Genomic DNA, 24,915 nt, shown 5'->3' with positions numbered 1-24,915 from the left:
TTCATGTAAAGTTCCACAACATCTTTATAACTTATCTCAATATCTTTCGTAATTCCTGTTCACATTGCTTTTCCAACGTAAAAAAACACCTCTATAGGTGTTTTTTACATTGACTCCACTTTATTTTTCTTTTTCACAAACTTGAAAATGAATATTCCTATTACAATGAGGCAAACAACTCCTAATATTGGTAATGTATATTGTTCGACAATTGCACCTGCCTTTTTCCAATGAGGGCCTAATTTCAATCCTATATATACATATAACGTCGTAAGAGGCAACATCGCCACAAATGTGTATATGCTAAACTGCCAAATATTCATTTTTGCGATTCCACATGGAATGGAAATAAGCGTACGAACCCCTGGAATAAATCGGCCAAGAAACGCCACAGCTGGTCCATATTTTTCAAAGAAATGATCTGATTTTTTAATTTGCTCTTCCTTTATAAAAAAGTATTTTCCATATTTCATTAATAACGGACGACCACCATAATAACCGAGTGCATATAAGGTTAATGGCCCCGTCGTCCCTCCGATTGTTCCAGCTAATACCGCAAGCCAAAAGTTCATATCTCCCTCATATACCCAATACCCAACAAGGGGTAAAACGATTTCTGCTGGAATAAACTCGAATGTTAATGCTAGAATTACACCAAAATAAGAAAACTGCTTTAAATAGTCAATTACATCTAAAATAAACTGCTCCATTTATTAACTCCTATCCTTTATTTAAATTATATTTTTCTTGTAAGTGCTTCGGCGCCATTTTCACAATTCGCTGCAAAATAAATAAGACAACAGCAATATCATCTAATCCCCCAAAGAATAGCAAAAAATCAGGGATAATATCAAATGGAAATACGACATACCCGATTAAAAATACAATGGATAGTATTTTCTTTTGCATAGCGACTTCTTTTGATGTAAAAAAGTCATATAGAAATGGACCAAATCGACGAAAATGAAGCATAAATCGAAATCGGTTTATAAACTTTTTCACTTTTCACCTCTCCTTTTCTGCATACAAAAAGGACCTTTACCAAATATAGTAAAGGTCCTAAAAAAGACAATAAGGGGCCTTTACCATTGCCGGTAAAGGTCTCACTAACAACAAAAATGTTGCCAATAAAGCCGAGGGTTTCTCCCCGTAATGACGACTTTATTGTGACAAGTTACTCCCCTTTATATACGCAATCTTATAAAATCACCTTAAAATATTTGATAGAACTTGTCAATCTTTTTTGGTTATCCTTCATTAATAGACTGATACATACTTGCTATAGCTTGTATTTCAGAACCTGGTGCTGGCGATAACTGATAATACCCTTTCTTCACCATATACTGCCAAATGTCATACGCATGGTGACTACTATTTAAAAACGTATTTTCTAAAAGCATCCTTAGCTCTGGATTCGCAATCTCTAATAAAGAACCTGCACAATTAAATGCAGAAGATTTTTGATTTAGTAAATACCCAAGTGCAATGGACCGATCATTAGGGGGCTTTGCAGCTACGCTTGGCGTAACTGGCAAGTACTCTTGTGAAGGAGCCTTTGTATACGAAGGTAACACTGGATTTAATTTAGATGGCTGGAACTTTGAAATATTAGGAGGAGATTCCTTTTGTACAAACTCCACCTTCAAGTTATAAGCTTGTACATGAAAAGGCAGATGCTTCTGTAACATTTGTTTCAATTCAGGATCCTGTGCTTGTTGTATATATGTAGACATCGTATTAATCGTGTTGTAGTCCCCAGCTATCAGTTCACTTAAATCACGTAATTCATGCGTAGCTAATTGCATGTATGAATCCTCCTTTTTCAATGTCTGTTTAGCTTCTCCTAAAACATAAAAAATAAAAGGATGTATACAAGTTTGGTTAATACCTCATAATATACCTATTCATCTTCTTTTCATATAAAGGGGGACTATTCGTATGCATACAGTATGGAAGGGCACTCTTTCACTTGGACTATTAAACGTCGGAATTAAGCTATATAGCGCCGTAGAGGAAAAAGATATTAAATTTCTAAGTCTTCATAGGGAATGTCTAACACCGATTAAATATAAAAGAGTTGCTCCTGATTGCACGGATCACGAAGTAAATAATGAAGAGGTTGTAAAGGCTTATGAATATGCACCACATAAATATATTTTGATCGAGGATAAAGAATTAGCTGAATTACAAAAAGCATATGAACCACGGGTAATTCGCATTTTTTCCTTTGTTCAAAATGATGAGATAGATTCCATTCTTTTCGAACGCTCCTATTTTATAGGCCCTACTCCCGGCAACGAAAAGACATATTTATTATTAAAAGAATCACTAGAACGAACAAATAAACTTGGACTTATTCATATTTCTATCCGTAAAAAACAACATTTAGCCATTATCCGCAATTTTCAAGATGGGCTTATTTTACAAACGATCCATTATCCAAATGAAATTCGCAATATAAAACATACTCCTAATCTTCCAAGTAATGAAGATCATCCTATACAAAAACAAGAATTAACGACTGCGATGAATTTAATTCATCATCTTACACACCCATTCAAACCTGAAGAGTATACGGATGAATATAGAGAAGCTCTTAGTAATCTCATCGAAGAAAAAATTGAACAACAAGAAAAAAATGAACTTATATCTCCTACTACCAACATCATCAACATTATGGAAACATTAAATGCTAGTATCGAACAAATAAAGCAGCAAAAAGAAGACATGAACAAACAAAAAGCCACATAATTGTGACTTTTCAGCTACTCTCAGAGCGGATTACACTTTGGCATCTCTAATCCAGAAGCTTGAGCTAACTTCAATAAGTAATAACACTCTTCCCTTGCCATATGATCTGCTATTCTTCCAGATACTAAGCTTAATATTTGATCTGATAACTCTAATTCCTCTAATTCATTAAGGAAACGTGAAAATAGTATCAGTTCTAATGAAACATCTTTTGTAAACCTTTTTAGAGCTGGAAAAGAGTGTAGTTCCGTCCGTAAGTAACCCGTCATTTCCACAGCTTTTAAGTAAAATTGTTCAAAATGCTTTTCATATTCCTCACTTTTCTCTTTAAGTCGTTTTTCGACAAGGTCTAGCCCACCTGAAATGGCACCTGCATGACCCGCTGCATCCGTTAACCAAGCTAGATGATAATGTAACTCGTGGAAAATAGGCGGCACTTCTCCTTTTATTAAATACTCTAATACTGTTATATACTCTTCCACTTCGTTCACCATATGATTAAGAAAAGTTGGTGTAAAATGAATCGCAATTTTTCCTTCCAATTGCTTTTGTATAATACTTAACTTAAATGTTCTAATTTCCTCTGCTGCTGTATGTGCATCTTTCGCAAATGCAAGCAAATTTACTGTATGAATATTACTGAGAAATCTATCAAATGTTTGGACCAAATACATCGCTTTTTGAATATCTTCTCTTTCATTTGGAGCTAAAGCATCTAAAATAAACTGGGCATGATCCCCAAGGATCTTCAACCAAAATTTATGCTCAAACAAGGCACTTTCTTCATACGTACTATTCATCCTATCGCTCCCCCTTATAGTGAGCCTTTCATACTTATACAGTCTCAGGCTACTCTCTCGACTCAATTAGAATTTTATACTGGTCAGGATCATGCACAGCAATCCCCCGTTTCTCCGTTTTACAGCTCTCTAATTCTTCAAATGACACGCAATAGAATTCTAATTTTTTTCGTACTTTTTCCATGTCGCATAGGGGCAAACTAAATTTTATAGAAGAAGGCATTTCCCTACTAAAATTCTCGCCCTTTTTCTTATTTAAAATGAAGCAAATTCTTGTTGAATCAATATCATACCAAACACCAGGTACATGTAATTGTGGCCTGTGTCTACTCGGCTGAAATCCTAAGACACCTTCATAAAAGTATAATGTATCCTTTAAATTTCTCACTTCTAATACAATGCAATTTGTAATCGTCTCCACTTACATTTCCCCCTTGACCCTACTAGTTTTTCTATATGAGTCATAAATGACAATTATGTCTGAATACAATACGTAGTGATGAATGTTTCACTTGTAAAGGAGGTTTATATTATGGACAAATTTATGAAATCTTACACACCTTACCGTGGTCCAAACGATCCTTGTCCGCCGATTGGAAAGAGATATTATTCAACTCCTCCACATTTATTTATGGGATTCCAACCACCAAACTTGCCTCAATTCCCACCTAACGAAGCGTTAAGGAAGGGCACTTTATGGCCTGCTTTCTATGATTTTTATGAAAATCCCTATAAGAAAGGAAGGTGAGGGAATCCGTGGCTCAAACATTGCCAGATGAATATTATAAGTGGCTGGAAGAACTGCAAGAACTCGATTTTGTATTAGTCGAACTCACTCTTTATTTAGATACCCATCCAGACGATATCGCAGCTATTAATCAATTTAATGATTTTTCCTATAAAAGAAGATTGCAAAAGCAAAAAATTGAGGAAAAGTATGGTCCGCTTCAACAATTTGGAAATAGCTATTCTAATGCGCCGTGGGAATGGAGCAAAGGTCCTTGGCCATGGCAAATATAAAGGAGATAAAATATGTGGATATATGAAAAAAAATTGCAGTATCCTGTTAAAGTAAGTACTTGTAATCCGGCCCTTGCAAAATTATTAATTGAGCAGTATGGTGGTGCAGACGGCGAATTAGCTGCCGCACTCCGCTATTTAAATCAACGCTACACCATTCCTGATAAAGTAGTTGGTTTATTAACAGATATCGGTACAGAAGAATTTGCACATCTTGAAATGATTGCCACAATGGTGTACAAATTAACAAAAGATGCAACACCTGAGCAAATGAAAGCAGCTGGACTAGATGCTCATTACGCCAATCACGATAGTGCGCTATTTTATCACAATGCAGGCGGCGTTCCATTTACAGCCACATACATACAAGCAAAAGGAGATCCAATTGCAGACTTATATGAAGACATTGCTGCGGAAGAGAAAGCAAGAGCAACTTATCAGTGGCTAATCGATCTATCAGACGATCCAGATATAAATGATAGTTTACGCTTTTTACGCGAGCGTGAAATCGTTCATTCCCAACGTTTCCGCGAAGCTGTTGAAATTTTAAAAGAAGAACGCGATAGGAAAATATATTTTTAACTATTTCACAAGCACATATCGAAACGGTATGTGCTTGTTTTTTACTACTAAAGACTCTCTCCTTTCTCTACTCTCCATAACACACTTCTTTCAAACTGCTTTTCTCCTTCCTTAACTCCTTTTGCAACCCAAATTTTTCATAAAATACAAAAGTATAATTATTCAACTTAACGCATTATTTTTAAAATTATTTAAAATTCCCTGTTGCTTTCTAGTCATCAGACGATTAAAATTAATACAGTTACTCGACAAATTATTTGAATTTTCGACAAAAATATATCTAGGAGGATTTTCTATATATGCGTACAACTTTAAAGCCATCGCAAATTCTCTCCATTAGCTTATTGCTATTTGCAGTTTTTTTCGGCGCTGGTAATATGATTTTCCCGCCCCTTCTTGGGCTTTCTTCAGGAGAAAACATGTGGGTTTCTATTTCAGGATTTATCATTACAGATGTAGGTTTATCATTATTAGCAATCGTGGCTGTCGCCCTTGCAGGTGGCAATTTTAAAAATTTAGCGAGCCGTGTTCATCCAAAATTCGCAGCAGTACTAGCTATCATTATCTATCTTTCCATCGGCCCACTATTTGTTATTCCACGAACTGGATCTGTTTCTTATGAAATTGGAATCGCACCACTTTTTAATGATCAATGGTACTCCATGTTACTATTTAGCTTTATTTTCTTTACGGTTGTTTACTTCTTATCATTAAACCCATCTAAATTAGTTGATCATATTGGAAAAATATTAACACCAATTTTACTTGGAATTATTGCAGTTATGGCAACGAAGGCAATCCTTTCACCAACAGGTTCATTTGCAAATCCTGTCGGCGATTATAAAGATATTCCATTTTTCAAAGGTTTTTTAGAAGGCTTTTTAACATTAGATGCGATTGGTGCTCTCGTTTTGTCAACAATTGTCGTAAATGCGATTCGTCAAAACGGTGTAACGGAAAAAGCTTCTATCGCAAAATACACAATTATTTGCGGAAGTATCGCTGCTTTCTTTTTAACGATTGTTTATTTCTTACTTGGCTATATCGGAGCATCGAACGGAAACCTTGGTCAATTTGAAAATGGCGGTCAGCTATTAGCAACTGTTATGTACCAATTATTTGGGACAAGCGGTAATGTTTTGCTAAGTATTGCAATTATATTTGCTTGCTTAACGACTGCTATTGGTGTAGTGAGTGCATTTGCCAACTATTTCGCAAATGTATTAACAAATGTTTCTTATAAAAAGCTTGTATTATATGTTTGTATCTTTAGCTTTATCATTTCAAATCTAGGACTAAGCTTATTAATCAAAATTACACTGCCTGTGTTAATTATTCTTTATCCAATTACAATTATTTTAATTTTTGTATCATTTATTGATAAATATACGAAGCGTAAACCATCTGTATACATCGGTGCAATGATCGCTGCATTCATCATTAGCTGTATTCATGCGCTTGATAATGTGGGAATGATGCCGCATGCCATTACATCTATCGTAAGCACAATTCCTTTTTATAAACTAGGAATTGGTTGGATCATCCCGGCAATCATCGGAGGTATTGTCGGATACTTTATCCCACAAACCCAAACAGAAGGTGAAGTTTCTACGAAATAAAAGAAGAAGCAAGCATTATACAAAATGCTTGCTTCTTTTGCATTTTCTATCACTTAATACAATGTTTGTATAAGAACGAACGATTAACATGTAATAACAGTTTCATAGGCTCTTTACATCGTATGTTTAAATGTAAATAACTCTTCTTTAGGAAGCGAGATAGACTGCACTTCTTCTACTTCCTTGTCTTTTTTCATTTCTCCTAACCTCACTTTTGCTATCGCATCCTCTATACTTCTTACAATCATATTTCCTGAGAAAATAGTGAGTCCAAAAAAAGTAATTGGCACGAGTGGAATCCATGGATGCACTGTTAGAGAACGAAAATATACACCAATTAAACCGGACCACTCATGTGTGTAAGAATCTATCTCAGTTCCCCCAAAACTCACTGTCCCCCCAAAAAACACTCCAAGCAATCCTAAGTGAAGAAAGATAACAAGCGTTTGAATAAACTGCTGCATCAATACAAGTACAAACGTCATATATAAATGCGGAAACACATGTTTCACAACAATATGCCGTCTACTTCCTCCTAATATACGAGCAGCATCTATAAACTCTTCCTTTTGTAATTTCCGCACTTCATTTGCAACATAAAGAGAAACTGTCGGAACTGCCAGGGTAACAAGCAATATGACTTGAAATGATGCCCTCTCAAAAAAACTGGTCGTCGCTGCTCCATTCACAAAACTAGTTGCAAACTGAAGAAAGAAATACGCAATCATAACTGTTGGAATAACTGTAAAGCTATCAAAAAATGCTTCAATTTTTGAAAACCCTCTTTTCACATAGGTTCCTAATATAACACCAAAAAAGACACCTAAAGCCATCCGCATCATCGCAATAAAAGCGGATATACCAATGGTCCACTTCGCTCCTTCAATGACTAAATATAAAAGATCATAACCTTTTCGATCTGTTCCTAGTAAAAATTTTAATGAGGGCGGAAATGGTGGAGCTTCTACATTTCCTTGCGCATCATATTGCAGCGAAACTTGGCGAATATGCCCTCCATTCCACAATGTATTCCCCATGCTAAGTCCAACTAACACGACAAGAAATAAAATACTAAACCAAAACTTTTTATCGCGCTTTATATATTTCCACATCTCTTACGCCCTCTCTTTCATCGCATCTGGAACGAAATAATGAAATGACTTAAATAGAACAAAGATCGGGATATAAATAAGTAAGATGCTCATTGTAAAAACTTCAACCGGTTGATAATTTTTAATGAATACAAAAATACCGTGCGTATTAAAAAGCCATTCGATAATATATAAATTCGATAACATAAACCAAATATTCGTTTTCGCAAAAAATAGTGTACTAAGCAATACATTTCGCACAACATGATGATTTAAAATATAGAAGCGATCAAACCCTTTCGCCCTTGCAAATAACACGTAATCTTTTTCTAATTCTGTCTCAAAACGAAGGAGTAATAACTTTACAAACATAATCGTAGTAGGAATACTTAAACAAATAATAGGTAGGCCCCGAATGGACTCTCCTCTTAGCGCAGCAATTTTAACAGGTAAAAAACCTGTCTTTTGAAAAAACCAGACGACAAGAATTTGTGATCCAATAATAAGAAGAATATCTGGAATAGACTCAAGAAAAAGTAGAAATGATTTAATGCGACGTTGTATATGCGAACGACTTCTCATAATGATGTACACAATGCAAAAAGCTATACATAATGAAATAAAAAATGAAGCTAAAAAAATAATCATCGTTTCTTTGTAATGAATAAATAGTTGCGGAAATAACGGCCGATTCATCCCATACGTTAAGTTTGGAACGTCGATCAGCTTCATAACTAACATCTTTAAAGTCTGTACATACTGCGAAAAATTAATATGTAAGCCCTCAAATAATTTTGGAAGAGCACCTAAACAAATAATACCAATAACGGAAAGAATAAATTGCACTGTAATCTCTATTCCATTTGAAATTACCTTTCTTGTCATTTTTCCCCTTCTCTCTATACAATTCTCCACTCTATTCATAGCGTTTCGCTTTATTTTATAAATAATTTTCAGAATTGTAAATATTTTCTACACAAAAAAAGAATCACTAGATTATGATTCTAGTAATTCTTTTTGCATATGTTTTTCACTTCTAGCAAATGGCACATACAATAGTAAACAGCCTATAAACACAGCGATTTCTAACGAAATAATATAGTATGGATGCGGACCTAACATATCAAGTAATGAAGCAGTTTCTGGTTTATGTGCCAAAAACATATAATTGCCGCCGGTTTTATAATTCACAAATGAAATGATTGGAATCAACAGGTTTAAAAAAATCATTGTACGCTTAATCGATTGAAATGTCGGTCTATACCCTTCTACCCAAGTCATAAAGAGCGGTGCCCAAATAAGCAATACGTGTGCGATGAAATATTCTATGAAGCGAAAATGTGGAAAAGCATACTGTAAATTAGGTGTTAAAATTGCTTGTGATGCTCCGATAATTCCAGTAAAAAAGACGATCTCATAGATTTTATAACTTTTTGTTATAACCATAATCGTTACTAGCACGAGACTAATCGTACATAACTCAAATGGCAGCGATGTACTTAATTGAAAAATCCCAGCTTTCATTTGCCACACATCAAGTCCAATTTCACTTCCGATAAATAAAAAGACCATCGTATATCGAATAATCATATTCCATTGTTGTTGTCGAAGTAGGTCTTGAAAATGATAAAGAAAATAAGCTCCTATGCCGATAAGAAGAAGTATAATGACATGTTGTTTTGAGTACGGAACAAATTTCTCCACAGGAAATGCTCCAAAATATGTTTCCATATTCCTCACTCCTTTCCTTCATACAATATTATTGTAAGAAAGAAAAGACGCGTCAAACAATCTGCTTGTCTCCCAATATGTAAACCTTACAAAACTGTAATGTTATTGTAAGCTAAAACGATTTGTCATATTTTCCTTCTCTTCTATACTGAAAGCAGATACAAAAACGAGCGAAAAGGTGATAAATAAATGAAAAAGAAAAATAAAGTGATAATTACAGGTTTGATAACAATTGGGATTGCAGCAGGATCATATTTTACATTTGCTGGTGGCGGTTCTGACGTAGCTATAGCATACAGCAGTTATAAAGTCACAGAGAAGCAGATTGAAAATGCACAAAAATTTGGCGGTGAAGTCATTCCAAATGGAATTGAAAGCATCACATTTGATCCCTCAAAAGGTACGTATGAACTGTCCGTTAAAAAAGGCGATGAAGTAAAAAAAGGACAGCTACTTTTTAAATACAATGATCCTTCTATGAAGTTAGGTGTAACAGAAGCAGAAATGCAAAAAAAACTTGCTAATAAAGAAGTAGAATTATTAAATAAACAACTAAATGAAGCAAAACAAAAATTACAAAAAGATAAAAATGCTGGCTCACCTGGGGAAATGTTAAAAGCAACTGAAACTGAAATCGGGCAACTTGAATCTCAGCTTGAAATGAAAAAAATTGAAGTTGAAAAAGCCACTCAAATGATTCAAACAAGCAACGAAAAACTAAATACTCTTTCTGTAACAAGCCCAGTTGATGGCGTAATTGAAGATATTACAAAAAATGCGGATGAAAAAACAGGTATGAGCGGTATTACCCTTCGCACTGCTGGTCCTCTAAAAGTAAAAGGGCAATTATCAGAATATGAACTAGCTCATGTAAAAGTTGGGCAAGAAGTAACTGTTACATCAAAAACTGTACCAGGAAAAACATGGGCTGGAAAAGTCACAGAAATCGGTACAACTCCAGTAAAGAGTATGGATGAAAATAAGACAGTTTCTAACTATCAATTTATCGTTACATTAGATAATAATGAAGAATTACAAACTGGCTTCCATGTATACGTAACAAGCAAGTCTGGTGAAGCAACTGGTACAGTTGTTCCAAAAAGCAGCATTGTGAAAAAAGGCGATAAAAATGTTGTATTCATCGTGAAAGACGGTAAAGCAAAAGAACAAGCAGTTACTGTTGAATTTGAAACAGATAGCGAGGCAAAAGTTTCTGGCGTGAAAAAAGGTGACCAAATCATCTCTAAACCAGAAAAAGACTTAAAAGATGGTATGGAGGTTAACGCCCAATGATTGATTTAAGAGGCATCACGAAATCCTTTCAAAACGGTGAAGAAACAGTTCAAATATTGCATGGTATTGATGTAACGCTTAATCAAGGCGAATTCACTTCTATCATGGGACCATCTGGTTCTGGTAAATCAACATTAATGAATATCATTGGTTGCTTAGATAAACCGACAAGCGGGACTTATTCGTTAGCTGGGCAAAATATTTCAAATATGTCTGAAACGGAGCTAGCTCATATTCGTAATAAAGAAATCGGATTTGTATTCCAAAACTTTATGCTACTCCCTCGTCTCAATGCAATGCAAAATGTAGAATTACCTCTTATTTATGCTGGTGTAGATAAAAAAGAACGACGTGAGCGTGCATTAGCTGCACTAACAAAAGTAGGTCTAGCAGATCGCGCAACACATTTACCAAACGAATTATCTGGCGGGCAAAAACAGCGTGTTGCTGTCGCCCGTGCGATTGTAAACAATCCGAAATTCATTTTGGCCGATGAGCCAACCGGTGCACTCGATACGAAAACAAGTAAACAAATTATGGACCTCTTTTACGAATTAAACAAACAAGGCTCAACAATCATTATGATCACCCATGACAGAGAAATTGGGGAAGCGGCAGCACGCCAAATTGTAATTCGTGACGGAAATATCGTCCAGGATTGGAGAGGTTAATTTTGAACACAAGTGAAAATATACGCATGGCCCTTTCCTCCATCTTCGCTCATAAAATGCGTTCTGTGTTAACGATGCTAGGGATTATCATTGGGGTTAGTGCCATTATTACAATCATCTCAATCGGGGATGGAACAAACGCCAAGTTCCGTGAACAAATTGGGAAGGAAAAGAAAGATCAATTTTCAGTAAACTATACGACAGAAGATTATTCTGATATGGATGGCAAAATATCCGCAAGCATGTATGAAAGTGTCTCAAAAATTTCTGGTGTTCAAGATGTTTATCCAGATGTTAGAGGCAAAGAAAAAGTATATGCAGGTAAAAAAGAATTGGATCTTGATATAACTGGTGTAAAAGGCGATTACTTTGAAGATACATCTCGCTTCAAACTTGAGCACGGCAGGTTGTTCACTGCCGCTGATTTAGATAAACCTGAACATACAATCGTGTTACACAAAGATGCATTTGATAAATTATTCTCTTCATGGGAACCAAACTTATATATTGATATAAAGGGGACTCCCTATAAAGTAGTCGGTGTATACTCTACAGAAGCAATGATGGGTGGCATGGAATCTAAAGAAGGTGCTATCTCTGCAGAAAACTGGCCTGTGCTATTTGGTAAAAACAACTATGATGGTTTAACAGTAAAACTCGCTCCAGGTCAAGATAAGGACGCAGTACAAGATGCAGTTGTAAAATCATTAAATGATGCTAAAAAACCAGAGCATACAGGAAAATTCAAAGTACCAGATCCACAAGAAATGTTAAAAGAAGTCGATAGCTTCACAGGCATTCTAAAAAGTGTATTTGGTGGTATTGCAGCTATTTCACTACTTGTTGGTGGAATTGGCGTTATGAATATCATGCTTGTTTCTGTAACAGAACGTACGCGTGAAATCGGTATCCGTAAAGCACTTGGGGCAACTCGAGGAAAAGTATTAATGCAGTTCCTAATTGAATCTTGTATTCTAACAGCATTAGGTGGATTCATTGGATTTATGCTTGGTATTTTCTTCGCTTGGATCGTTGCAATATTCGCTGGATGGCCACTTGTTGTTTCCGTAAAATTAGGTTTAATTTCAGTAGCACTATCTATGTTAATTGGTATTCTATTCGGTTTACTTCCTGCTAATAAAGCTGCGAAACTTGATCCAATTGAATGTTTACGATATGAATAAACAAAGAAGCTACCTTTTGGTAGCTTTTTTGTTTCATATGTATTCTTTCTTAAGTGAATCGTAATTTTAATTCAAATCTTGGTACATCGTTAAAATCTCGTCAGCTTGTATACGCAAATTATCTATTAATTCCTTTGGTTCTAAAACTCGCGCATGCATTCCAAGTCTGTAAAATAGTGGCGTTATAAAACCAAGTTCACCTTTATCAATGATTATATCAATATATCCAGTTCCATCTTCTTGCTCTACTACAAAGCCCTCAAAAGTAGGAACACTTTTACATTGACGTACGCCTTCCATTGTTAATTGCACATGCAATCGAATTGGTTTTTTCACTTCATGAGAGGTCAACCATTCCTCCAAATTCATGAATTCACCTTCAGCTTTTTCGGTTGATAAGATTGAAAGAATGCGATCTACACGATGCAGTAATACTTTTTGCTTACGATAATCATAAGCAGGTAAATACCATAATCCATCATGGGCATATACACCGATAGGATGAATATGTTTTGTTTTCATACCTGATTTAGATTCATATTGAATGTTTAAATTTCGACCATCAATAGAAGCCTCTAAAACATCTTTTAAAAATAGTGCATCAATCGTTCTTTTCGGATTCCAAAAGGCAATATAAGAACGCATTTTATCCACCTTTATTTTAGCATCACTCGGAAGTGTACTATATAATTTATGTGTAACTGAGTTAATCTCAGTATCAAAAGGCAAACTACGATAATAATTTAGAGATTGAAAAGCAAAGAAGATTGAAACAGCTTCTTCTTCTGTAAATAAAATAGGCGGAAGAAGTCTATTTGTTAATACTGTATATCCCCCGTTCCGTCCTTGTTCAGCATAAATTGGTAATCCCATATCACATAGGTCTAATATGTATCTATGAACAGTGCGAATAGAGATTTGAAATTCATCCGCTATTTCTTGTGCTGTAAACTTTCTCTTCGCATTCACAAACAGAAGAATATCTAACAACCGCTTTGCTTTTGACATTTCTCTCACCTTTTCTTTTATCATGCCATTACTTGTCATGTTTTATCGTTATTATAGTGTGTACCTAATGATTTTATCAATAAGGGATATTCTATAAGAGAAAAGGAGATAAAAATATGGCACGTGAAGTTATTTTATATATTGGAACTAGTTTAGATGGATTTATTGCGAAAGAAGATGATGACTTACAATGGTTATATGACACAGAGGGTGAAGGTGACAATGGATATACAGAAATGTATCAATCTATTGATACAACGATTATGGGGAAAAAGACTTATGACTACGTAATGAAACATACAGAAACATTTCCGTATCCTGATAAAAAATGCTACGTCTTTACCACTTCTAAAAAAGGTTCAAGTGAGTATGTGAATTTTGTGAATGAAGATGTAGTAACGTTTACAAAAAAGTTAAAAGAACAAAAAGGCTCTAAAATATGGATGGTTGGTGAAGCAGCTATACTCGATGCATTTATAAAGGAAGATTTAATTGATGAATATATTATCACGGTTTCACCTCATATATTAGGTTCTGGTATTCCTTTATTTAAAGAAAAGAATCCACAAATAGATTTAATTTTAATTGATACAAAACGTTTTGGACAATTTGTACAACTACATTATAAGGTGAAGAGATAACTTTAACTATTTTTGGTGTTGAGACAGAACACGCCCTTCATTTAATAGACATGTTCTGTCTTTCCTTGTTCTTTCTTACTGTATTTATAAAATAATTATTTCTTTAATGTAAATCCAAATTTATCCCACGCTTGTAAATAATCTAATAGGAAGATTTCCTCTTCTACCACACGACCTACTACGTTTGTCTTACCTGTATTCACCATATCTTTTAAGGCAATCTGTAATTCACCTTTATATTGACCGTATTGTTCATTATCAATAAGAAGATCACCACGTTTAATTGGTCTTGTATTATGTGGTTTAAACTCTTCTTTTTTATATTTTACACGGCTTTGTGTGGAACGAATCATATATTCAGATACATCCCCGCGGTAAAAATGTGGTTCTTCTAATACAATTTTTCTTTCTAAATCTGTTGTTGTTTCATAAATCTCTACGTCAAACGTTTGTTTTTCTTTATTTACTTCTCCAAGCGCTTTTAATTCTTCTTCTGATGCATAAGCATTTGCAATGATCACATCATCAATAGATTCTGTAGCAAATAAATGTTTCGCCTGCGTTGTCATTGGCAATTCACGATGTTGTTCGATTGTACATAATCCTTCAGTGACCGGCCATGGACCATATGTCGCATCAAATGATGTAATAAAAGCAGCAGTTCTCATACCGTAATCTTTAAATTGTTTTGAGCATTTTATAAAATGATCATAAGAAAGACCGGAATAACGATGCGGATAAAAATTATGACAACCAATTAAATTTTCACGGTTCGGACGATGACTCATAATATTATCAACATATTTCGTACCGTTACTCATATTAATCTCAATTTTTAATCCATATGGGTTATATGTCATAATGGATTCTTCTAATCCTGAGAAACCAACATCTAGACGAATACCATATGCACCTAATTCATGGAAAAATGAAAGGTCGTTATAAGAAATACCAAGCTGTTCAAAAACGGCTGGACTAATATCAACAAGTACTTGGAAACCTAATTCATTTGCATGCGAAATCGTTTCCTTAAATTCTTTAACAATTTTCTCTTTTTCTCCATCCACTGATAATAAACATGTAAATACACGTGTAAAACCATATTGATGTGCTAATGTTAAATATTCCTTATCTTTCTTTACTGTAGAATGTTCTGGATAAATAGAAATACCTAATCGTCTCATGCGTATACGCCTCTTTCTTCATCATCAATTTGTAAACCTTTTCAAACATATGTAGTAAAATAGTAGAAATCCTCTTCTACTTTACTATCCGTTTGAATCCGCTTTCTTTTAAAAAAACATCTCTATCAATCATAACAACTAGCAGACTATACATCTATACTTTACCTTTTTTGAGAATATTTGTGTAGTATTTACACAAATTTGTAAATTTTTTCACCTAAAAAAATTGTTACACCCTTTTAGTTCACCTTTCTTGACTGTTACATTGACCACTACATATACTCGAAAGAACAGAGAAAAATATTTAGGGGATGAATATATGGGAGAAGCAGCACTCGTAAAACGAGAACCATTATGGACAAAAGAATTTATTGCGCTCATTTTAGCAAATTTATGTATGTTTTTAGGATTTCAAATGTTAATTCCAACCTTACCTGTTTACGTTAAAGAAATTGGTGGCACAAGTTCAAACATCGGATTTGTTGTTGGAATGTTTACTGTAGCAGCTTTAATTATTCGGCCGCTCACTGGAAATGCACTACAGAAATTTAGTAAAAAACTCATTTTAATGACTGGAACTGCCATTTGTCTACTGGCCATGGGTAGTTACCTGTTTGCCTCTACCGTTTTTCTTCTTCTTGCTGTTCGCATTTTGCACGGAGCTGGGTTCGGTATTACAACTACTACATATGGAACTGTAGTCTCCTACTTAATTCCAGCAGCCCGCCGTGGTGAAGGTATGGGGTATTTCGGCCTCTCGGGAACGATAGCTATGGCACTTGGCCCTCTTATCGGACTGTGGCTCATGCAAACTTATAACTTTACGATTCTTTTTTTATGTGCGCTATCTTGCACAGTGATTTCTTTAATATTAACAAAGCTACTCAAAATTCAAGCAACTGAAAAACCAATTCACCAGGCACATGAATCATTTTTAGATGGATTTATCGAAAAGAAAGCTTTACTTCCTTCATTATTAATATTGTGTATTACATTAATGTATGGGGGGATTGGTAGCTTTATCACTTTATTTGCTACACAAGTCGGTATCGCTGATATTAGCCTTTTCTTCTTATTTAACGCTCTTGCCATCGCAGTAACACGCCCGTTCTCCGGAAGATTATACGATGTAAAAGGCCATACATTTGTTATTATTCCTGGTGTTATCTTAACATTTGCAGGAATTATCCTGTTATCGTATACAACAACAATACCAAGCTTAATTATTGCAGCAAGCTGTTACGGAAGTGGATTCGGTGCCATTCAACCTGCCTTACAAGCATGGATGATTGACCGTGTAGCCCCGCATCGCCGTGGCGTTGCTACCGCAACATTCTTTTCTGCATTTGACCTTGGCTTTGGAGCAGGAGCCATTATCTTCGGATTCATCGCACACTTTACAGACTATGCAACTGTATATCGGTACTCTTCGGTGTTACTTATCGCTTTTCTCTTTATTTACATTACAAATGTACGAAAGCAAAAACAGATGGATAAAAAGAATGAAAAAGCCGCTGGGTAAACCAGTAGCTTTTAATTTTATCTAGCACGATTTCTCCCTCCAAATTTATAAAGTGAAACTTCCATCTGTAAATATTGCAGATGAAGTTTTAGGAGAACAGGGAAAAGTTGCATTAAAACAAACACTATAATACAAAAAGACGATCTTGATAAAAGATCGTCTTTTTATATAAATATAAATTGAAAAAACTGATATAAAATCTTTCTTTTTTGGGTGGGAGAGATCGTCCGACCTTGCATAGAAACGGTCAGACCCTTTTTCTGCCCATACCAAGTGAAAACAAAGGGAGAAAACGAGTGGAGATCCCCTTTTATTCTCACAACCACAACTTATATGCCAGCAAATCAAAATAGATATATACTAACTACCTAATCTTGTAGTACATTTTTCATTGGATCTTCTGTACCTTGCGTTAATACGTTCACAATCGTTCTTCCCTTTAACTTCCCTTGCAATATAGGTTCAAATTTATCGTTTAATTCTTCTAATGTACATTCTGTCGTATAAGGTAATAAATTTAGATTCTTCCACTCATTTCCTAACATTGACCAAATCTTCTTTCTTAATGCCATTGGACATTGTACAGAATCGATTCCTAACAGATTGATACCACGCAGAATAAATGGATATACAGAAGTTTTAAATTCATGTCCCGCAACGTTACCACAGGTCGTTACACTTCCCCCGTATTGAATAACCTTCAGAGCCGTTGCTAATGTATTTCCACCAACTGTGTCAATCACACCCGCATATATTCCTTTTAACATCGTTTTTCCCGATTGATCATTCATTTCATCACGGTGAATAATCTCTTTCGCACCTAAATGAAGCATCATTTCTTTCTCTTCCGTTTTTCCAGTCGCAGCTACTACCTCATATCCTAATCGCGCTAAAATGCTAACTGCAACACTTCCAACTCCTCCTGTTGCTCCTGTAACAAGAATTTTCCCCATGTCAGGTGTAATACCTGATGTAATTAACTTGTGTACAGACAAAGCAGCTGTAAACCCTGCTGTCCCATACATCATACTCTCTTTCAATGACAGCCCTTCTGGTAACGGAACGACCCATGATGCAGGGACACGAATATATTGACCAAATCCACCAGATGTATTCATTCCTAAATCATATCCTGTTACAATTACTTGATTCCCTTTTTTAAAGGAAGGATCTTGACTGCTAATCACTTCTCCTGCTGCATCAATTCCTGGTGTATGTGGATATTTTCTTGTAACTCCCTTATTCCCAGTAGCTGAAAGAGCATCTTTATAATTTAATGAAGAATAATGAACACGTATTAGCACTTCTCCTTCAGGTAAATCATTTATCTCCCTCTCAACAAAGGTTCTTTCAAATTGAATTCCTTCCTTTTCATTTACAAGAATTGCTCGAAATGATGTATGATTCATTATGTCTATCTCCTTTACTCCTAACAAACTGTCTTTCTACTTCATTATATAAGGTCTATAGAATGTAATATAATCATCCTATTGAACATATTTCAACAAATCTTACTTCTTTATTATTTTTTCATAATATGTATTTCTATTTCAAATAGAACAAACTATACTTGTTCTATTGCTCATTCTCCCAAAATTCCCTTTACAAGAAGTCGAAAAATCTGACTTTTCGTAAAATAAGTTGGATTTTTGCGAAATGTAAATGATTTGTAATGTTCTTTTTCGCCAAATTTCATTATAATTAGGTGATATGAGTATCGTATTTCAATCCAAATGAAGGAGTATATGAAATGGATCAAAACCCATCTTTGCAAGAAAATATACGAAATAATAAGAAAACAGGAAAACGAAAAACAAAAATTATTATAAGTGTCCTTTTATTATTTTTAATAATAGGAGGCGGTTATACTTGGTTTCTAGTAAATAAAGCATCCTCTGCTGTTCGAAATGCCGCTCATGATTTAGCACGCGGTGATAAATCAGATTTACGTGATAAAGCTGTTAAACCTATTTCTAATAATGTATCTGTATTGATAATGGGCGTTGACGAAAGTGATGTACGTGGTAAAGAATACGGTGGTGCTATAAGAACAGATGCACTGTTACTTGCAACGTTTAATAAAGATAGTAAAACTGTAAAACTTTTAAGCATTCCGCGAGACACATATACTTATATCCCAATAGAAAAGAAAATGGATAAAATTACACATGCACATGCATATGGTTCTGCTAAAAATGGAAAAGATGGTGGACCGCAAGCTAGTATTGATGCGGTAGAAAAATTACTTCATGTTCCTGTTGATTACTTTGTAAAATTCAACTTTAAATCATTTATGAAAATTGTAGATGATTTAGGTGGTATTGAAGTAGATGTTCCTGTTGAATTTACTGAACAAGATAGCAACGATAATGCAGAAGCAATCCACTTGAAAAAAGGTGTTCAAAAATTAAACGGTGAAGAAGCACTTGCTCTTGCTAGAACACGCCACATTGATAGTGATGCAATGCGCGGTCAACGTCAACAACTTGTTATCGAAGCCATTTTGAAAAAAGTAACAAGCGTTGACTCTGTAACAAAAATAGGAAATATTATCGATGATATTAATGGACAATTTGTTACGAATCTAACATTTGATGATATGTTATCATTCTATAAATATGGTGCAGATTCTTCAATTGAAAAATTACAAATCAATGGTAAAGATTGTTATATGTCCGCTGGTGATAAAGAATGTGGCCGTGCGAGTGACGGCGGTACGTATTACTATGCACCAGTAGAGGAAGATTTAGAAGATTTAACAGATCAACTCCGTACTCACCTTGGATTGCCTGAGTATAAAAAAGCTAATTCTAATGATAAAGAGAGCAGCAAGAAAACAAATTCAGAGAAAACGAAAGAATCAAAATCTAATAGCAGTAACAAGGATGACTCAGATAACCAAAAAAATAACGATAATGATGAAGACACAGACTCCAAAACAACATCGAATGAAAGAATAAACAATACAAAACAAGATAACGATAATCAACAAAATTCTAACAACAATAAAAATAACAGTAACGATGAAGATACAGAAACAACATCGAATGAAAATTAATAAAACCCAGCTCTATGGAGGTAGAGCTGGGTTTTTCTACTTTTTAAAGCTTCTATCAGTGAGGAGTTCTTTATTTATCTTATTGTTTGTTAACGCACAACAAAAAATTAAAAATTCTAACTTTTTAGCTATCAATTCCTATATCTTTAAATTATAATAAAGGGTAGATATATATTCTAATTAACAGGAGGCACAAATATATGAAAGCCGCAGTTAAACATAACGTTTCAGACTTTAAAGATTATCTACAATCCAATGAAATACATATGGAAGAAAACATAGATGAGAATGATGGATCCGTATTTTTTTCAGTGAACTTAGAAACAGAGACAGGTGCAAAAATTCGCCTTATCGCTGCCTTTCATAACGACCATCCTACTGTCGATATATATTGCTTCAATGTCGCTCAAGTTCACGATTCAGCTAAGAAAAGCGAAGTATTGCATTTACTAAATGAACTAAATACGGCATATAGATTCGCAAAATTCACGATTAGCAACAGGGATTCTATCGATATTTCCACTTCCCTTGTATTTACAGAACCATACTTTAATCCTGCCCTTGTATTTGAACATACTAGACTATTATATAAAGCTGCAAATGATGAATATGAAAGATTGATGAAACTTGTTTGGGCTTAATAATTGAACGCCACTAATTCTTCAGTGGCGTTCTTATATTCTTTCTATACTAGCCTTCTTCTTAAGATATCTATCCAGTAACATTTGGTAATAAACTTCAAAAAAATCATATTACAACGCGATATCCATCCAAATTTTAATAGATGTCGAAACAATCAATATCGCTAATATCCACTGCAATATTTTTTGATTTAACCTCTTCCCTACACTTGCTCCAAGGGGTGAAGCGATTAAACTTGCAATCGCGATGATTATAGACGGCAGTACTACTACTTGTCCTGTAGTTACTTTTCCAATCGTAATCCCAATAGATGAAATAAAAGTAATTGCTAATGAAGTTGCAATTGTCATATGTGTAGAGATTTTGAGAATGACAAGCATAATTGGTACAAGTAGAAATGCACCGCCTGCCCCAACAATACCAGAAAAAGCACCTACGCTAAATGCTAAAATGCTAGCTAATCCTTTATTATACGTCAATGCTTCTAAAGGGAAATCACTCTGATTCCTTTTCGGAACAAACATCATAATAGCTGCCACTGTAGCTAAAATAGCATATACAATATTAATTTGCCCTTCCTCTAACACTTTTGAACCTAGACTCCCGACAAAACTCCCCACTAAAATACTCGTCCCCATATATAACACCAATGTTTTATTTATATAACCGCTTTTCCGATAAGCCCATACACCCGCAAATGTTGCGAAAAATACTTGAATAGCTGTAATACCGCTCACTTCATGCGCTGTATAACCAGTAAATCCTAATAGCACCGGAATATATAAAATCATCGGATAATTAATAATGGCACCGCCAATACCAACCATCCCTGAAATAAATGAACCAACAAAGCCAATAAGAAAGATTACAATCATAAAACTGAAGCTCATCTTTATTTTTCTCCCTTCTGAAGAGAAGGCTTCCTTTAATTGATTCCCTTTAAATAAATAAATTTACATTTCCTTCAGAAGCATCTGCTAAATAAGCTGCTACTCCAGCAAACTCAACATCGTCCATAATTTCTTCTTCTTTTAGCCCTAATAAATCAACTGTCATTTGACAAGCTACAAGCTTAACACCTTGCTCTTTTGCCATATCAATTAAATCTGGAAGCGGCATAGCATTATGCTTTTTCATAACATGCTTAATCATTTTAGGACCCATACCGGCAAAGTTCATATTAGATAAGCCCATCTTATTTGCACCGCGAGGCATCATCTTTCCAAACATTTTCTCTAGGAAGTTTTTCTTTACTTTTACATACTCACCTTTCCTGAGTGCATTTAATCCCCAAAACGTATGGAAAATCGTCACTTCTTGATCATACGCTGCTGCACCATTGGCAATAATATAAGCTGCCATCGCCTTATCGTAATCTCCACTAAACAAAACGATCGTTGTTTTTTTCTTGTTCTCCATGTTGACTTCTCACCTCTATATACCTATACGGGTATTTATAAAGATATATAATACCCTTTATAACATAACTCTGAGTCGTACTCAGTATTATTCTGTTTTACCTTCCCAATCTAACATGCCACCGGTCATATTTATAACCTGGAAACCATTACTTTCTAAAAATTGAACCGCCCGTGAGCTTCTCCCACCAGAACGACATACCATAATGTATTCTTTGTTTTTATCTAATTCATGCATACGAAATTCTAATAAACCAAGCGGAATATGAAGGGCTCCTGGAATTTTACCTTCTATCACTTCTTCTACTTCACGGACATCAATAATGTTTAACACTTCATGGTTCATTAATTTATTTTCTAATTCTTTGGCTGTCATTTCTTTCATTTTTAGTTCCTCCTTAGTTCCAAGCATTCATACCACCTGAAACATTTGTGATATGTTGAAATCCTAATTTCTTTAATATTTTTGTTGCTCGTTTACTTCTCATTCCACTTTGACAAATAACGATTACTTCTTTGTTTTTATCTAAATGGTCCGCTTTCTGCACCAACTCATTTAAGGGGATATTACGAAACCCTTGAATATGATTCCCTCTAAATTCACCTGGTGTGCGAACATCAATAAATTGTTTATTTTTTTTATTAATCTCAGCTTTTAGTTCTTTTCCATTTATATTTTTAACTCCCTTAATCGGTAAAAAGCGAGAAATAATAAACCAAGTAACAAGTACAATTAAAACGATATTTAATACTACATTTGCACTCATAGACCATCTCCTCCAATCTTTCTTTATACAATTTATTATCTACGCCTTTTTAATCCAGAATTTCAGTACACCGTTTTCTTCCGTATGCTGTAGTACTTCGTGTCCACCTGTTTTTGACCAAGCTGGAATATCCTTTATCGCACCTTTATCTGTTAAATGAACCTCTAGTACTTCTCCAGTTTGTAAAGCCTCCATTGCTTTTTTTGTTCTTACAATCGGCATTGGGCACGCTAATCCTTTTACATCTAATACTTGTTTTACATTCATGTTTCATACCTCCAAAATATTTTTTCTTTTATCCCGCATTAACCATGAACCGCACAGCGGTTTGGACCAATTTCCATCTCACTCTCTTCATCTACACTTGGATTGATTTTCCCCATATTTGTTTGGCGAATATCCTCATATGCATTCGGCTGAGGTGGCAAGTTTTCTGTAACTGTTTTACGAAACTCCGACTCATCCTCTATGTTTAATCCTGCATTTCGCTTAAATAGATCTTTCAGTGTTGCACGAACTACACCTTGCTCATCCAGTTCACTCACTTTCGAATAATGCGCTGGTAAAACAATTAACTCTTGAGATAACTCCTTGTAACGTTTATATAAGGTGTTACGTAAATCGTTTACCCAATCCTCCGCTTTACCTGCAAGGTCCGGACGCCCAATAGAATCTACAAATAAAATATCACCTGATAGAAGATAAGCATCGTCTACAATGAATGATGTACTTCCAATTGTATGTCCTGGCGAATAGATTGCCTCAATATCAATTTTCGTCTCTCCTACCGTAATTACTGTTCCTTCAACAAGAGGCTCATAAGAAAAGACAACTTCCTCAGCATCTTTTGGTGGCAACCAATACGTACCTTTCACCTTCTGTGCTAACTTACGACCACCAGAAATATGATCGGCATGTAAATGCGTATCCATAATATTTGTAATTACGCCACCTTTTTCTTTTGCAAACTCCTCATATATCTCGATTGTTCGTACAGAATCAATGACTGCAGCTTCACCGTTTGAAATAATCATATAGGACAAACACCCTTTTCCAAGACGGTTAAATTGATATATGCTGCCACCATCTTTTAAATTTCCTACTTTAATCGGCTTCACATATTCACTCCAAGCTTTCATGCCACCAGCTAAATAATAAACATTTTTCAAACCCGCCTCTATAAGTTGCTCAGCAACAAATTTGGAAGACCCTTCTTTCGCACATACAACAAGGATATCTTTTTCCTTTGGCAACTCTTCCAAGGTGCCCTCTACGCCTTCTAATAAATCAAAATATGGTTTATTAATAGAAGAAACTTGTTTCCCTTCAATTTTCCAATCCATATAATCCGCTTCATTACGAACATCTAAAATAAATAATTCTCCAAATAAAACCTTCTCAGCAACATCTTGCGCTTGTAATCCTATAACACCCACTACCTTACCCCCTATGGTATATTTTTATTTGAAAAATTTTAATGCTTTCCTAACACATTTTGTACATCCTTCCTATAGCATCCAACACTTATACCTGTATGGGTATGCTGAAATGTTTTTTAAAATCTGTCAACACATTCGTTTGACAGATTATCTACTTTTTACAAGTAGCTGTACTGCTTCTTTAATTAAATCTTCATTTGATGCATCGCCTTTTTCAAACTGTTCACGCAAACATTGTTCCAAATTTGTTCCAACGATTAATCCAATTGTGCGATCCATCGCGGAGCGTGATGCAGTTAATTGCGTAATTACCTCTTTACAATCTTTTCCTTCTTCAATCATTCGAAGTACACCACGAACTTGCCCTTCAATACGCTTCAATCTATTTTTGATATCTTGATTATATTCCAACGTACAATCACCTCGGTAATATTATGTTGTAACTTTTTCTAACTTATAACCACATAATATACCCTGCAGGGTATATTGTAAAC

The 24,915-nt window shown here is 34.9% G+C and carries 30 protein-coding genes; 12 read left to right on the top strand and 18 right to left on the bottom strand.

What is annotated here, in order from left to right; all coding sequences use genetic code 11:
• Nucleotides 1-104: 104 nt before the first annotated feature.
• From J4P91_RS21985 to J4P91_RS21975, 3 genes are all read right to left on the bottom strand, one after another.
• Complete coding sequence (locus J4P91_RS21985; protein ID WP_207995837.1) at nucleotides 105-710, bottom strand: DedA family protein; 606 nt, start codon at nucleotides 708-710, stop codon at nucleotides 105-107.
• 10 nt (nucleotides 711-720) lie between these two features.
• Nucleotides 721-1,002, bottom strand: a complete 282-nt coding sequence (locus J4P91_RS21980) for a YkvA family protein (RefSeq protein WP_017153155.1) — start codon at nucleotides 1,000-1,002, stop codon at nucleotides 721-723.
• Between the two features lie 245 nt (nucleotides 1,003-1,247).
• Complete coding sequence (locus J4P91_RS21975) at nucleotides 1,248-1,805, bottom strand: spore coat protein (protein WP_207995836.1); 558 nt, start codon at nucleotides 1,803-1,805, stop codon at nucleotides 1,248-1,250.
• A 133-nt stretch (nucleotides 1,806-1,938) separates the two neighbouring features.
• Here J4P91_RS21975 and ku point away from each other — a divergent pair, with 133 nt between their 5' ends.
• Nucleotides 1,939-2,751 (top strand): non-homologous end joining protein Ku, encoded by an 813-nt coding sequence (gene ku, locus J4P91_RS21970; protein WP_207995835.1) that lies wholly within the window; start codon nucleotides 1,939-1,941, stop codon nucleotides 2,749-2,751.
• A 20-nt stretch (nucleotides 2,752-2,771) separates the two neighbouring features.
• Here ku and J4P91_RS21965 read toward each other — a convergent pair whose 3' ends face one another.
• Together J4P91_RS21965 and J4P91_RS21960 are read right to left on the bottom strand one after the other, a co-directional pair.
• Entirely contained in the window at nucleotides 2,772-3,551 is a 780-nt protein-coding gene (locus J4P91_RS21965) for a DUF2935 domain-containing protein (RefSeq protein ID WP_207995834.1), read from the bottom strand.
• A 49-nt stretch (nucleotides 3,552-3,600) separates the two neighbouring features.
• Nucleotides 3,601-3,972 (bottom strand): VOC family protein, encoded by a 372-nt coding sequence (locus tag J4P91_RS21960; RefSeq protein ID WP_207995833.1) that lies wholly within the window; start codon nucleotides 3,970-3,972, stop codon nucleotides 3,601-3,603.
• A 111-nt stretch (nucleotides 3,973-4,083) separates the two neighbouring features.
• On the opposite strand from J4P91_RS21960, the gene J4P91_RS21955 reads away from it, so the two are divergent.
• The 4 genes from J4P91_RS21955 (at nucleotide 4,084) to brnQ2 (ending at nucleotide 6,772) form a co-directional block, all read left to right on the top strand.
• Complete coding sequence (locus J4P91_RS21955) at nucleotides 4,084-4,299, top strand: spore coat associated protein CotJA (protein ID WP_207995832.1); 216 nt, start codon at nucleotides 4,084-4,086, stop codon at nucleotides 4,297-4,299.
• A gap of 8 nt (nucleotides 4,300-4,307) precedes the next feature.
• Complete coding sequence (locus J4P91_RS21950; RefSeq protein WP_017153161.1) at nucleotides 4,308-4,571, top strand: spore coat protein CotJB; 264 nt, start codon at nucleotides 4,308-4,310, stop codon at nucleotides 4,569-4,571.
• A 12-nt stretch (nucleotides 4,572-4,583) separates the two neighbouring features.
• Nucleotides 4,584-5,153 (top strand): spore coat protein CotJC, encoded by a 570-nt coding sequence (gene cotJC / locus J4P91_RS21945; RefSeq protein WP_017153162.1) that lies wholly within the window; start codon nucleotides 4,584-4,586, stop codon nucleotides 5,151-5,153.
• A gap of 299 nt (nucleotides 5,154-5,452) precedes the next feature.
• On the top strand, nucleotides 5,453-6,772 hold the full coding sequence (gene brnQ2 / locus J4P91_RS21940; RefSeq protein WP_207995831.1) for a branched-chain amino acid transport system II carrier protein BrnQ2: 1,320 nt from the start codon (nucleotides 5,453-5,455) through the stop codon (nucleotides 6,770-6,772).
• 113 nt (nucleotides 6,773-6,885) lie between these two features.
• Here the strand turns inward: brnQ2 and J4P91_RS21935 are convergent, their stop codons facing one another.
• The 3 genes from J4P91_RS21935 to J4P91_RS21925 form a co-directional block, all read right to left on the bottom strand.
• Nucleotides 6,886-7,884 (bottom strand): ABC transporter permease, encoded by a 999-nt coding sequence (locus tag J4P91_RS21935; protein WP_207995830.1) that lies wholly within the window; start codon nucleotides 7,882-7,884, stop codon nucleotides 6,886-6,888.
• A 3-nt stretch (nucleotides 7,885-7,887) separates the two neighbouring features.
• The gene (locus J4P91_RS21930) at nucleotides 7,888-8,748 is read right to left on the bottom strand and encodes an ABC transporter permease subunit (RefSeq protein ID WP_207995829.1); all 861 of its coding nucleotides are present in this window, start codon (nucleotides 8,746-8,748) and stop codon (nucleotides 7,888-7,890) included.
• A gap of 111 nt (nucleotides 8,749-8,859) precedes the next feature.
• Entirely contained in the window at nucleotides 8,860-9,594 is a 735-nt protein-coding gene (locus J4P91_RS21925) for a YwaF family protein (protein WP_017153164.1), read from the bottom strand.
• Nucleotides 9,595-9,783: 189 nt separating this feature from the next.
• On the opposite strand from J4P91_RS21925, the gene J4P91_RS21920 reads away from it, so the two are divergent.
• The 3 genes from J4P91_RS21920 to J4P91_RS21910 are packed head-to-tail and all read left to right on the top strand — an operon-like array spanning nucleotide 9,784 to nucleotide 12,742.
• A complete protein-coding gene (locus J4P91_RS21920; protein ID WP_207995828.1) occupies nucleotides 9,784-10,887 on the top strand; it encodes an efflux RND transporter periplasmic adaptor subunit in 1,104 nt (367 codons plus the stop codon).
• The gene (locus tag J4P91_RS21915; protein ID WP_017153166.1) at nucleotides 10,884-11,558 is read left to right on the top strand and encodes an ABC transporter ATP-binding protein; all 675 of its coding nucleotides are present in this window, start codon (nucleotides 10,884-10,886) and stop codon (nucleotides 11,556-11,558) included. The genes J4P91_RS21920 and J4P91_RS21915 overlap by 4 nt, the downstream gene beginning before the upstream one ends.
• A 26-nt stretch (nucleotides 11,559-11,584) precedes the next feature.
• Nucleotides 11,585-12,742, top strand: coding sequence for an ABC transporter permease (locus J4P91_RS21910; RefSeq protein ID WP_483862150.1), 1,158 nt, complete (start codon nucleotides 11,585-11,587; stop codon nucleotides 12,740-12,742).
• Between the two features lie 66 nt (nucleotides 12,743-12,808).
• Here the strand turns inward: J4P91_RS21910 and J4P91_RS21905 are convergent, their stop codons facing one another.
• Complete coding sequence (locus J4P91_RS21905; RefSeq protein ID WP_207995826.1) at nucleotides 12,809-13,750, bottom strand: helix-turn-helix transcriptional regulator; 942 nt, start codon at nucleotides 13,748-13,750, stop codon at nucleotides 12,809-12,811.
• 116 nt (nucleotides 13,751-13,866) lie between these two features.
• Here J4P91_RS21905 and J4P91_RS21900 point away from each other — a divergent pair, with 116 nt between their 5' ends.
• A complete protein-coding gene (locus J4P91_RS21900) occupies nucleotides 13,867-14,391 on the top strand; it encodes a dihydrofolate reductase family protein (protein ID WP_207995825.1) in 525 nt (174 codons plus the stop codon).
• Between the two features lie 95 nt (nucleotides 14,392-14,486).
• Here the strand turns inward: J4P91_RS21900 and J4P91_RS21895 are convergent, their stop codons facing one another.
• Nucleotides 14,487-15,575 (bottom strand): DUF871 domain-containing protein, encoded by a 1,089-nt coding sequence (locus tag J4P91_RS21895; RefSeq protein ID WP_207995824.1) that lies wholly within the window; start codon nucleotides 15,573-15,575, stop codon nucleotides 14,487-14,489.
• 319 nt (nucleotides 15,576-15,894) lie between these two features.
• Here J4P91_RS21895 and J4P91_RS21890 point away from each other — a divergent pair, with 319 nt between their 5' ends.
• The gene (locus J4P91_RS21890; RefSeq protein WP_207995823.1) at nucleotides 15,895-17,097 is read left to right on the top strand and encodes an MFS transporter; all 1,203 of its coding nucleotides are present in this window, start codon (nucleotides 15,895-15,897) and stop codon (nucleotides 17,095-17,097) included.
• A gap of 368 nt (nucleotides 17,098-17,465) precedes the next feature.
• On the opposite strand, the gene J4P91_RS21885 is transcribed toward J4P91_RS21890, so the two are convergent.
• Nucleotides 17,466-18,506 (bottom strand): YhdH/YhfP family quinone oxidoreductase, encoded by a 1,041-nt coding sequence (locus J4P91_RS21885; protein WP_207995822.1) that lies wholly within the window; start codon nucleotides 18,504-18,506, stop codon nucleotides 17,466-17,468.
• 341 nt (nucleotides 18,507-18,847) lie between these two features.
• Between J4P91_RS21885 and J4P91_RS21880 the strand changes: the two genes are divergently transcribed.
• Together J4P91_RS21880 and J4P91_RS21875 are read left to right on the top strand one after the other, a co-directional pair.
• Complete coding sequence (locus tag J4P91_RS21880) at nucleotides 18,848-20,155, top strand: LCP family protein (RefSeq protein ID WP_207995821.1); 1,308 nt, start codon at nucleotides 18,848-18,850, stop codon at nucleotides 20,153-20,155.
• Nucleotides 20,156-20,355: 200 nt separating this feature from the next.
• Entirely contained in the window at nucleotides 20,356-20,796 is a 441-nt protein-coding gene (locus J4P91_RS21875; protein WP_207995820.1) for a YbjN domain-containing protein, read from the top strand.
• Nucleotides 20,797-20,907: 111 nt separating this feature from the next.
• On the opposite strand, the gene J4P91_RS21870 is transcribed toward J4P91_RS21875, so the two are convergent.
• The 7 genes from J4P91_RS21870 to J4P91_RS21840 form a co-directional block, all read right to left on the bottom strand.
• On the bottom strand, nucleotides 20,908-21,687 hold the full coding sequence (locus J4P91_RS21870; RefSeq protein WP_207995819.1) for a sulfite exporter TauE/SafE family protein: 780 nt from the start codon (nucleotides 21,685-21,687) through the stop codon (nucleotides 20,908-20,910).
• Between the two features lie 49 nt (nucleotides 21,688-21,736).
• A complete protein-coding gene (locus J4P91_RS21865; RefSeq protein ID WP_207995818.1) occupies nucleotides 21,737-22,216 on the bottom strand; it encodes a DsrE/DsrF/DrsH-like family protein in 480 nt (159 codons plus the stop codon).
• Between the two features lie 87 nt (nucleotides 22,217-22,303).
• The gene (locus tag J4P91_RS21860; protein ID WP_207995817.1) at nucleotides 22,304-22,600 is read right to left on the bottom strand and encodes a rhodanese-like domain-containing protein; all 297 of its coding nucleotides are present in this window, start codon (nucleotides 22,598-22,600) and stop codon (nucleotides 22,304-22,306) included.
• A gap of 13 nt (nucleotides 22,601-22,613) precedes the next feature.
• Nucleotides 22,614-22,982, bottom strand: a complete 369-nt coding sequence (locus tag J4P91_RS21855; protein ID WP_207995816.1) for a rhodanese-like domain-containing protein — start codon at nucleotides 22,980-22,982, stop codon at nucleotides 22,614-22,616.
• 39 nt (nucleotides 22,983-23,021) lie between these two features.
• Nucleotides 23,022-23,249 carry a sulfurtransferase TusA family protein gene (locus J4P91_RS21850; protein WP_017153179.1) on the bottom strand — a complete coding sequence of 76 codons (228 nt, stop codon included), beginning with the start codon at nucleotides 23,247-23,249 and terminating at the stop codon, nucleotides 23,022-23,024.
• 38 nt (nucleotides 23,250-23,287) lie between these two features.
• Complete coding sequence (locus J4P91_RS21845) at nucleotides 23,288-24,418, bottom strand: MBL fold metallo-hydrolase (RefSeq protein WP_207995815.1); 1,131 nt, start codon at nucleotides 24,416-24,418, stop codon at nucleotides 23,288-23,290.
• 150 nt (nucleotides 24,419-24,568) lie between these two features.
• Nucleotides 24,569-24,832 carry a metal-sensitive transcriptional regulator gene (locus J4P91_RS21840; RefSeq protein WP_098492232.1) on the bottom strand — a complete coding sequence of 88 codons (264 nt, stop codon included), beginning with the start codon at nucleotides 24,830-24,832 and terminating at the stop codon, nucleotides 24,569-24,571.
• Nucleotides 24,833-24,915 lie beyond the last annotated feature (83 nt).

Source organism: Bacillus sp. XF8 (assembly GCF_017498755.1).
Taxonomy (GTDB): domain Bacteria; phylum Bacillota; class Bacilli; order Bacillales; family Bacillaceae_G; genus Bacillus_A; species Bacillus_A bingmayongensis.
Note: the sequence above shows the minus strand (reverse complement) of the source record. Positions and strands in the feature narration are given on the sequence as shown.

Bases quoted from the DNA above. Each gene is read 5' to 3' on its own strand.
- J4P91_RS21985 (WP_207995837.1), bottom strand. From the start codon at position 710: ATGGAGCAGTTTATTTTAGATGTAATTGACTATTTAAAGCAGTTTTCT.
- J4P91_RS21975 (WP_207995836.1), bottom strand. From the start codon at position 1,805: ATGCAATTAGCTACGCATGAATTACGTGATTTAAGTGAACTGATAGCT.
- ku (WP_207995835.1), top strand. From the start codon at position 1,939: ATGCATACAGTATGGAAGGGCACTCTTTCACTTGGACTATTAAACGTC.
- J4P91_RS21965 (WP_207995834.1), bottom strand. From the start codon at position 3,551: ATGAATAGTACGTATGAAGAAAGTGCCTTGTTTGAGCATAAATTTTGG.
- J4P91_RS21955 (WP_207995832.1), top strand. From the start codon at position 4,084: ATGGACAAATTTATGAAATCTTACACACCTTACCGTGGTCCAAACGAT.
- cotJC (WP_017153162.1), top strand. From the start codon at position 4,584: ATGTGGATATATGAAAAAAAATTGCAGTATCCTGTTAAAGTAAGTACT.
- brnQ2 (WP_207995831.1), top strand. From the start codon at position 5,453: ATGCGTACAACTTTAAAGCCATCGCAAATTCTCTCCATTAGCTTATTG.
- J4P91_RS21935 (WP_207995830.1), bottom strand. From the start codon at position 7,884: ATGTGGAAATATATAAAGCGCGATAAAAAGTTTTGGTTTAGTATTTTA.
- J4P91_RS21930 (WP_207995829.1), bottom strand. From the start codon at position 8,748: ATGACAAGAAAGGTAATTTCAAATGGAATAGAGATTACAGTGCAATTT.
- J4P91_RS21925 (WP_017153164.1), bottom strand. From the start codon at position 9,594: ATGGAAACATATTTTGGAGCATTTCCTGTGGAGAAATTTGTTCCGTAC.
- J4P91_RS21920 (WP_207995828.1), top strand. From the start codon at position 9,784: ATGAAAAAGAAAAATAAAGTGATAATTACAGGTTTGATAACAATTGGG.
- J4P91_RS21915 (WP_017153166.1), top strand. From the start codon at position 10,884: ATGATTGATTTAAGAGGCATCACGAAATCCTTTCAAAACGGTGAAGAA.
- J4P91_RS21910 (WP_483862150.1), top strand. From the start codon at position 11,585: ATGGCCCTTTCCTCCATCTTCGCTCATAAAATGCGTTCTGTGTTAACG.
- J4P91_RS21905 (WP_207995826.1), bottom strand. From the start codon at position 13,750: ATGTCAAAAGCAAAGCGGTTGTTAGATATTCTTCTGTTTGTGAATGCG.
- J4P91_RS21900 (WP_207995825.1), top strand. From the start codon at position 13,867: ATGGCACGTGAAGTTATTTTATATATTGGAACTAGTTTAGATGGATTT.
- J4P91_RS21895 (WP_207995824.1), bottom strand. From the start codon at position 15,575: ATGAGACGATTAGGTATTTCTATTTATCCAGAACATTCTACAGTAAAG.
- J4P91_RS21890 (WP_207995823.1), top strand. From the start codon at position 15,895: ATGGGAGAAGCAGCACTCGTAAAACGAGAACCATTATGGACAAAAGAA.
- J4P91_RS21885 (WP_207995822.1), bottom strand. From the start codon at position 18,506: ATGAATCATACATCATTTCGAGCAATTCTTGTAAATGAAAAGGAAGGA.
- J4P91_RS21880 (WP_207995821.1), top strand. From the start codon at position 18,848: ATGGATCAAAACCCATCTTTGCAAGAAAATATACGAAATAATAAGAAA.
- J4P91_RS21875 (WP_207995820.1), top strand. From the start codon at position 20,356: ATGAAAGCCGCAGTTAAACATAACGTTTCAGACTTTAAAGATTATCTA.
- J4P91_RS21870 (WP_207995819.1), bottom strand. From the start codon at position 21,687: ATGAGCTTCAGTTTTATGATTGTAATCTTTCTTATTGGCTTTGTTGGT.
- J4P91_RS21865 (WP_207995818.1), bottom strand. From the start codon at position 22,216: ATGGAGAACAAGAAAAAAACAACGATCGTTTTGTTTAGTGGAGATTAC.
- J4P91_RS21860 (WP_207995817.1), bottom strand. From the start codon at position 22,600: ATGAAAGAAATGACAGCCAAAGAATTAGAAAATAAATTAATGAACCAT.
- J4P91_RS21855 (WP_207995816.1), bottom strand. From the start codon at position 22,982: ATGAGTGCAAATGTAGTATTAAATATCGTTTTAATTGTACTTGTTACT.
- J4P91_RS21850 (WP_017153179.1), bottom strand. From the start codon at position 23,249: ATGAATGTAAAACAAGTATTAGATGTAAAAGGATTAGCGTGCCCAATG.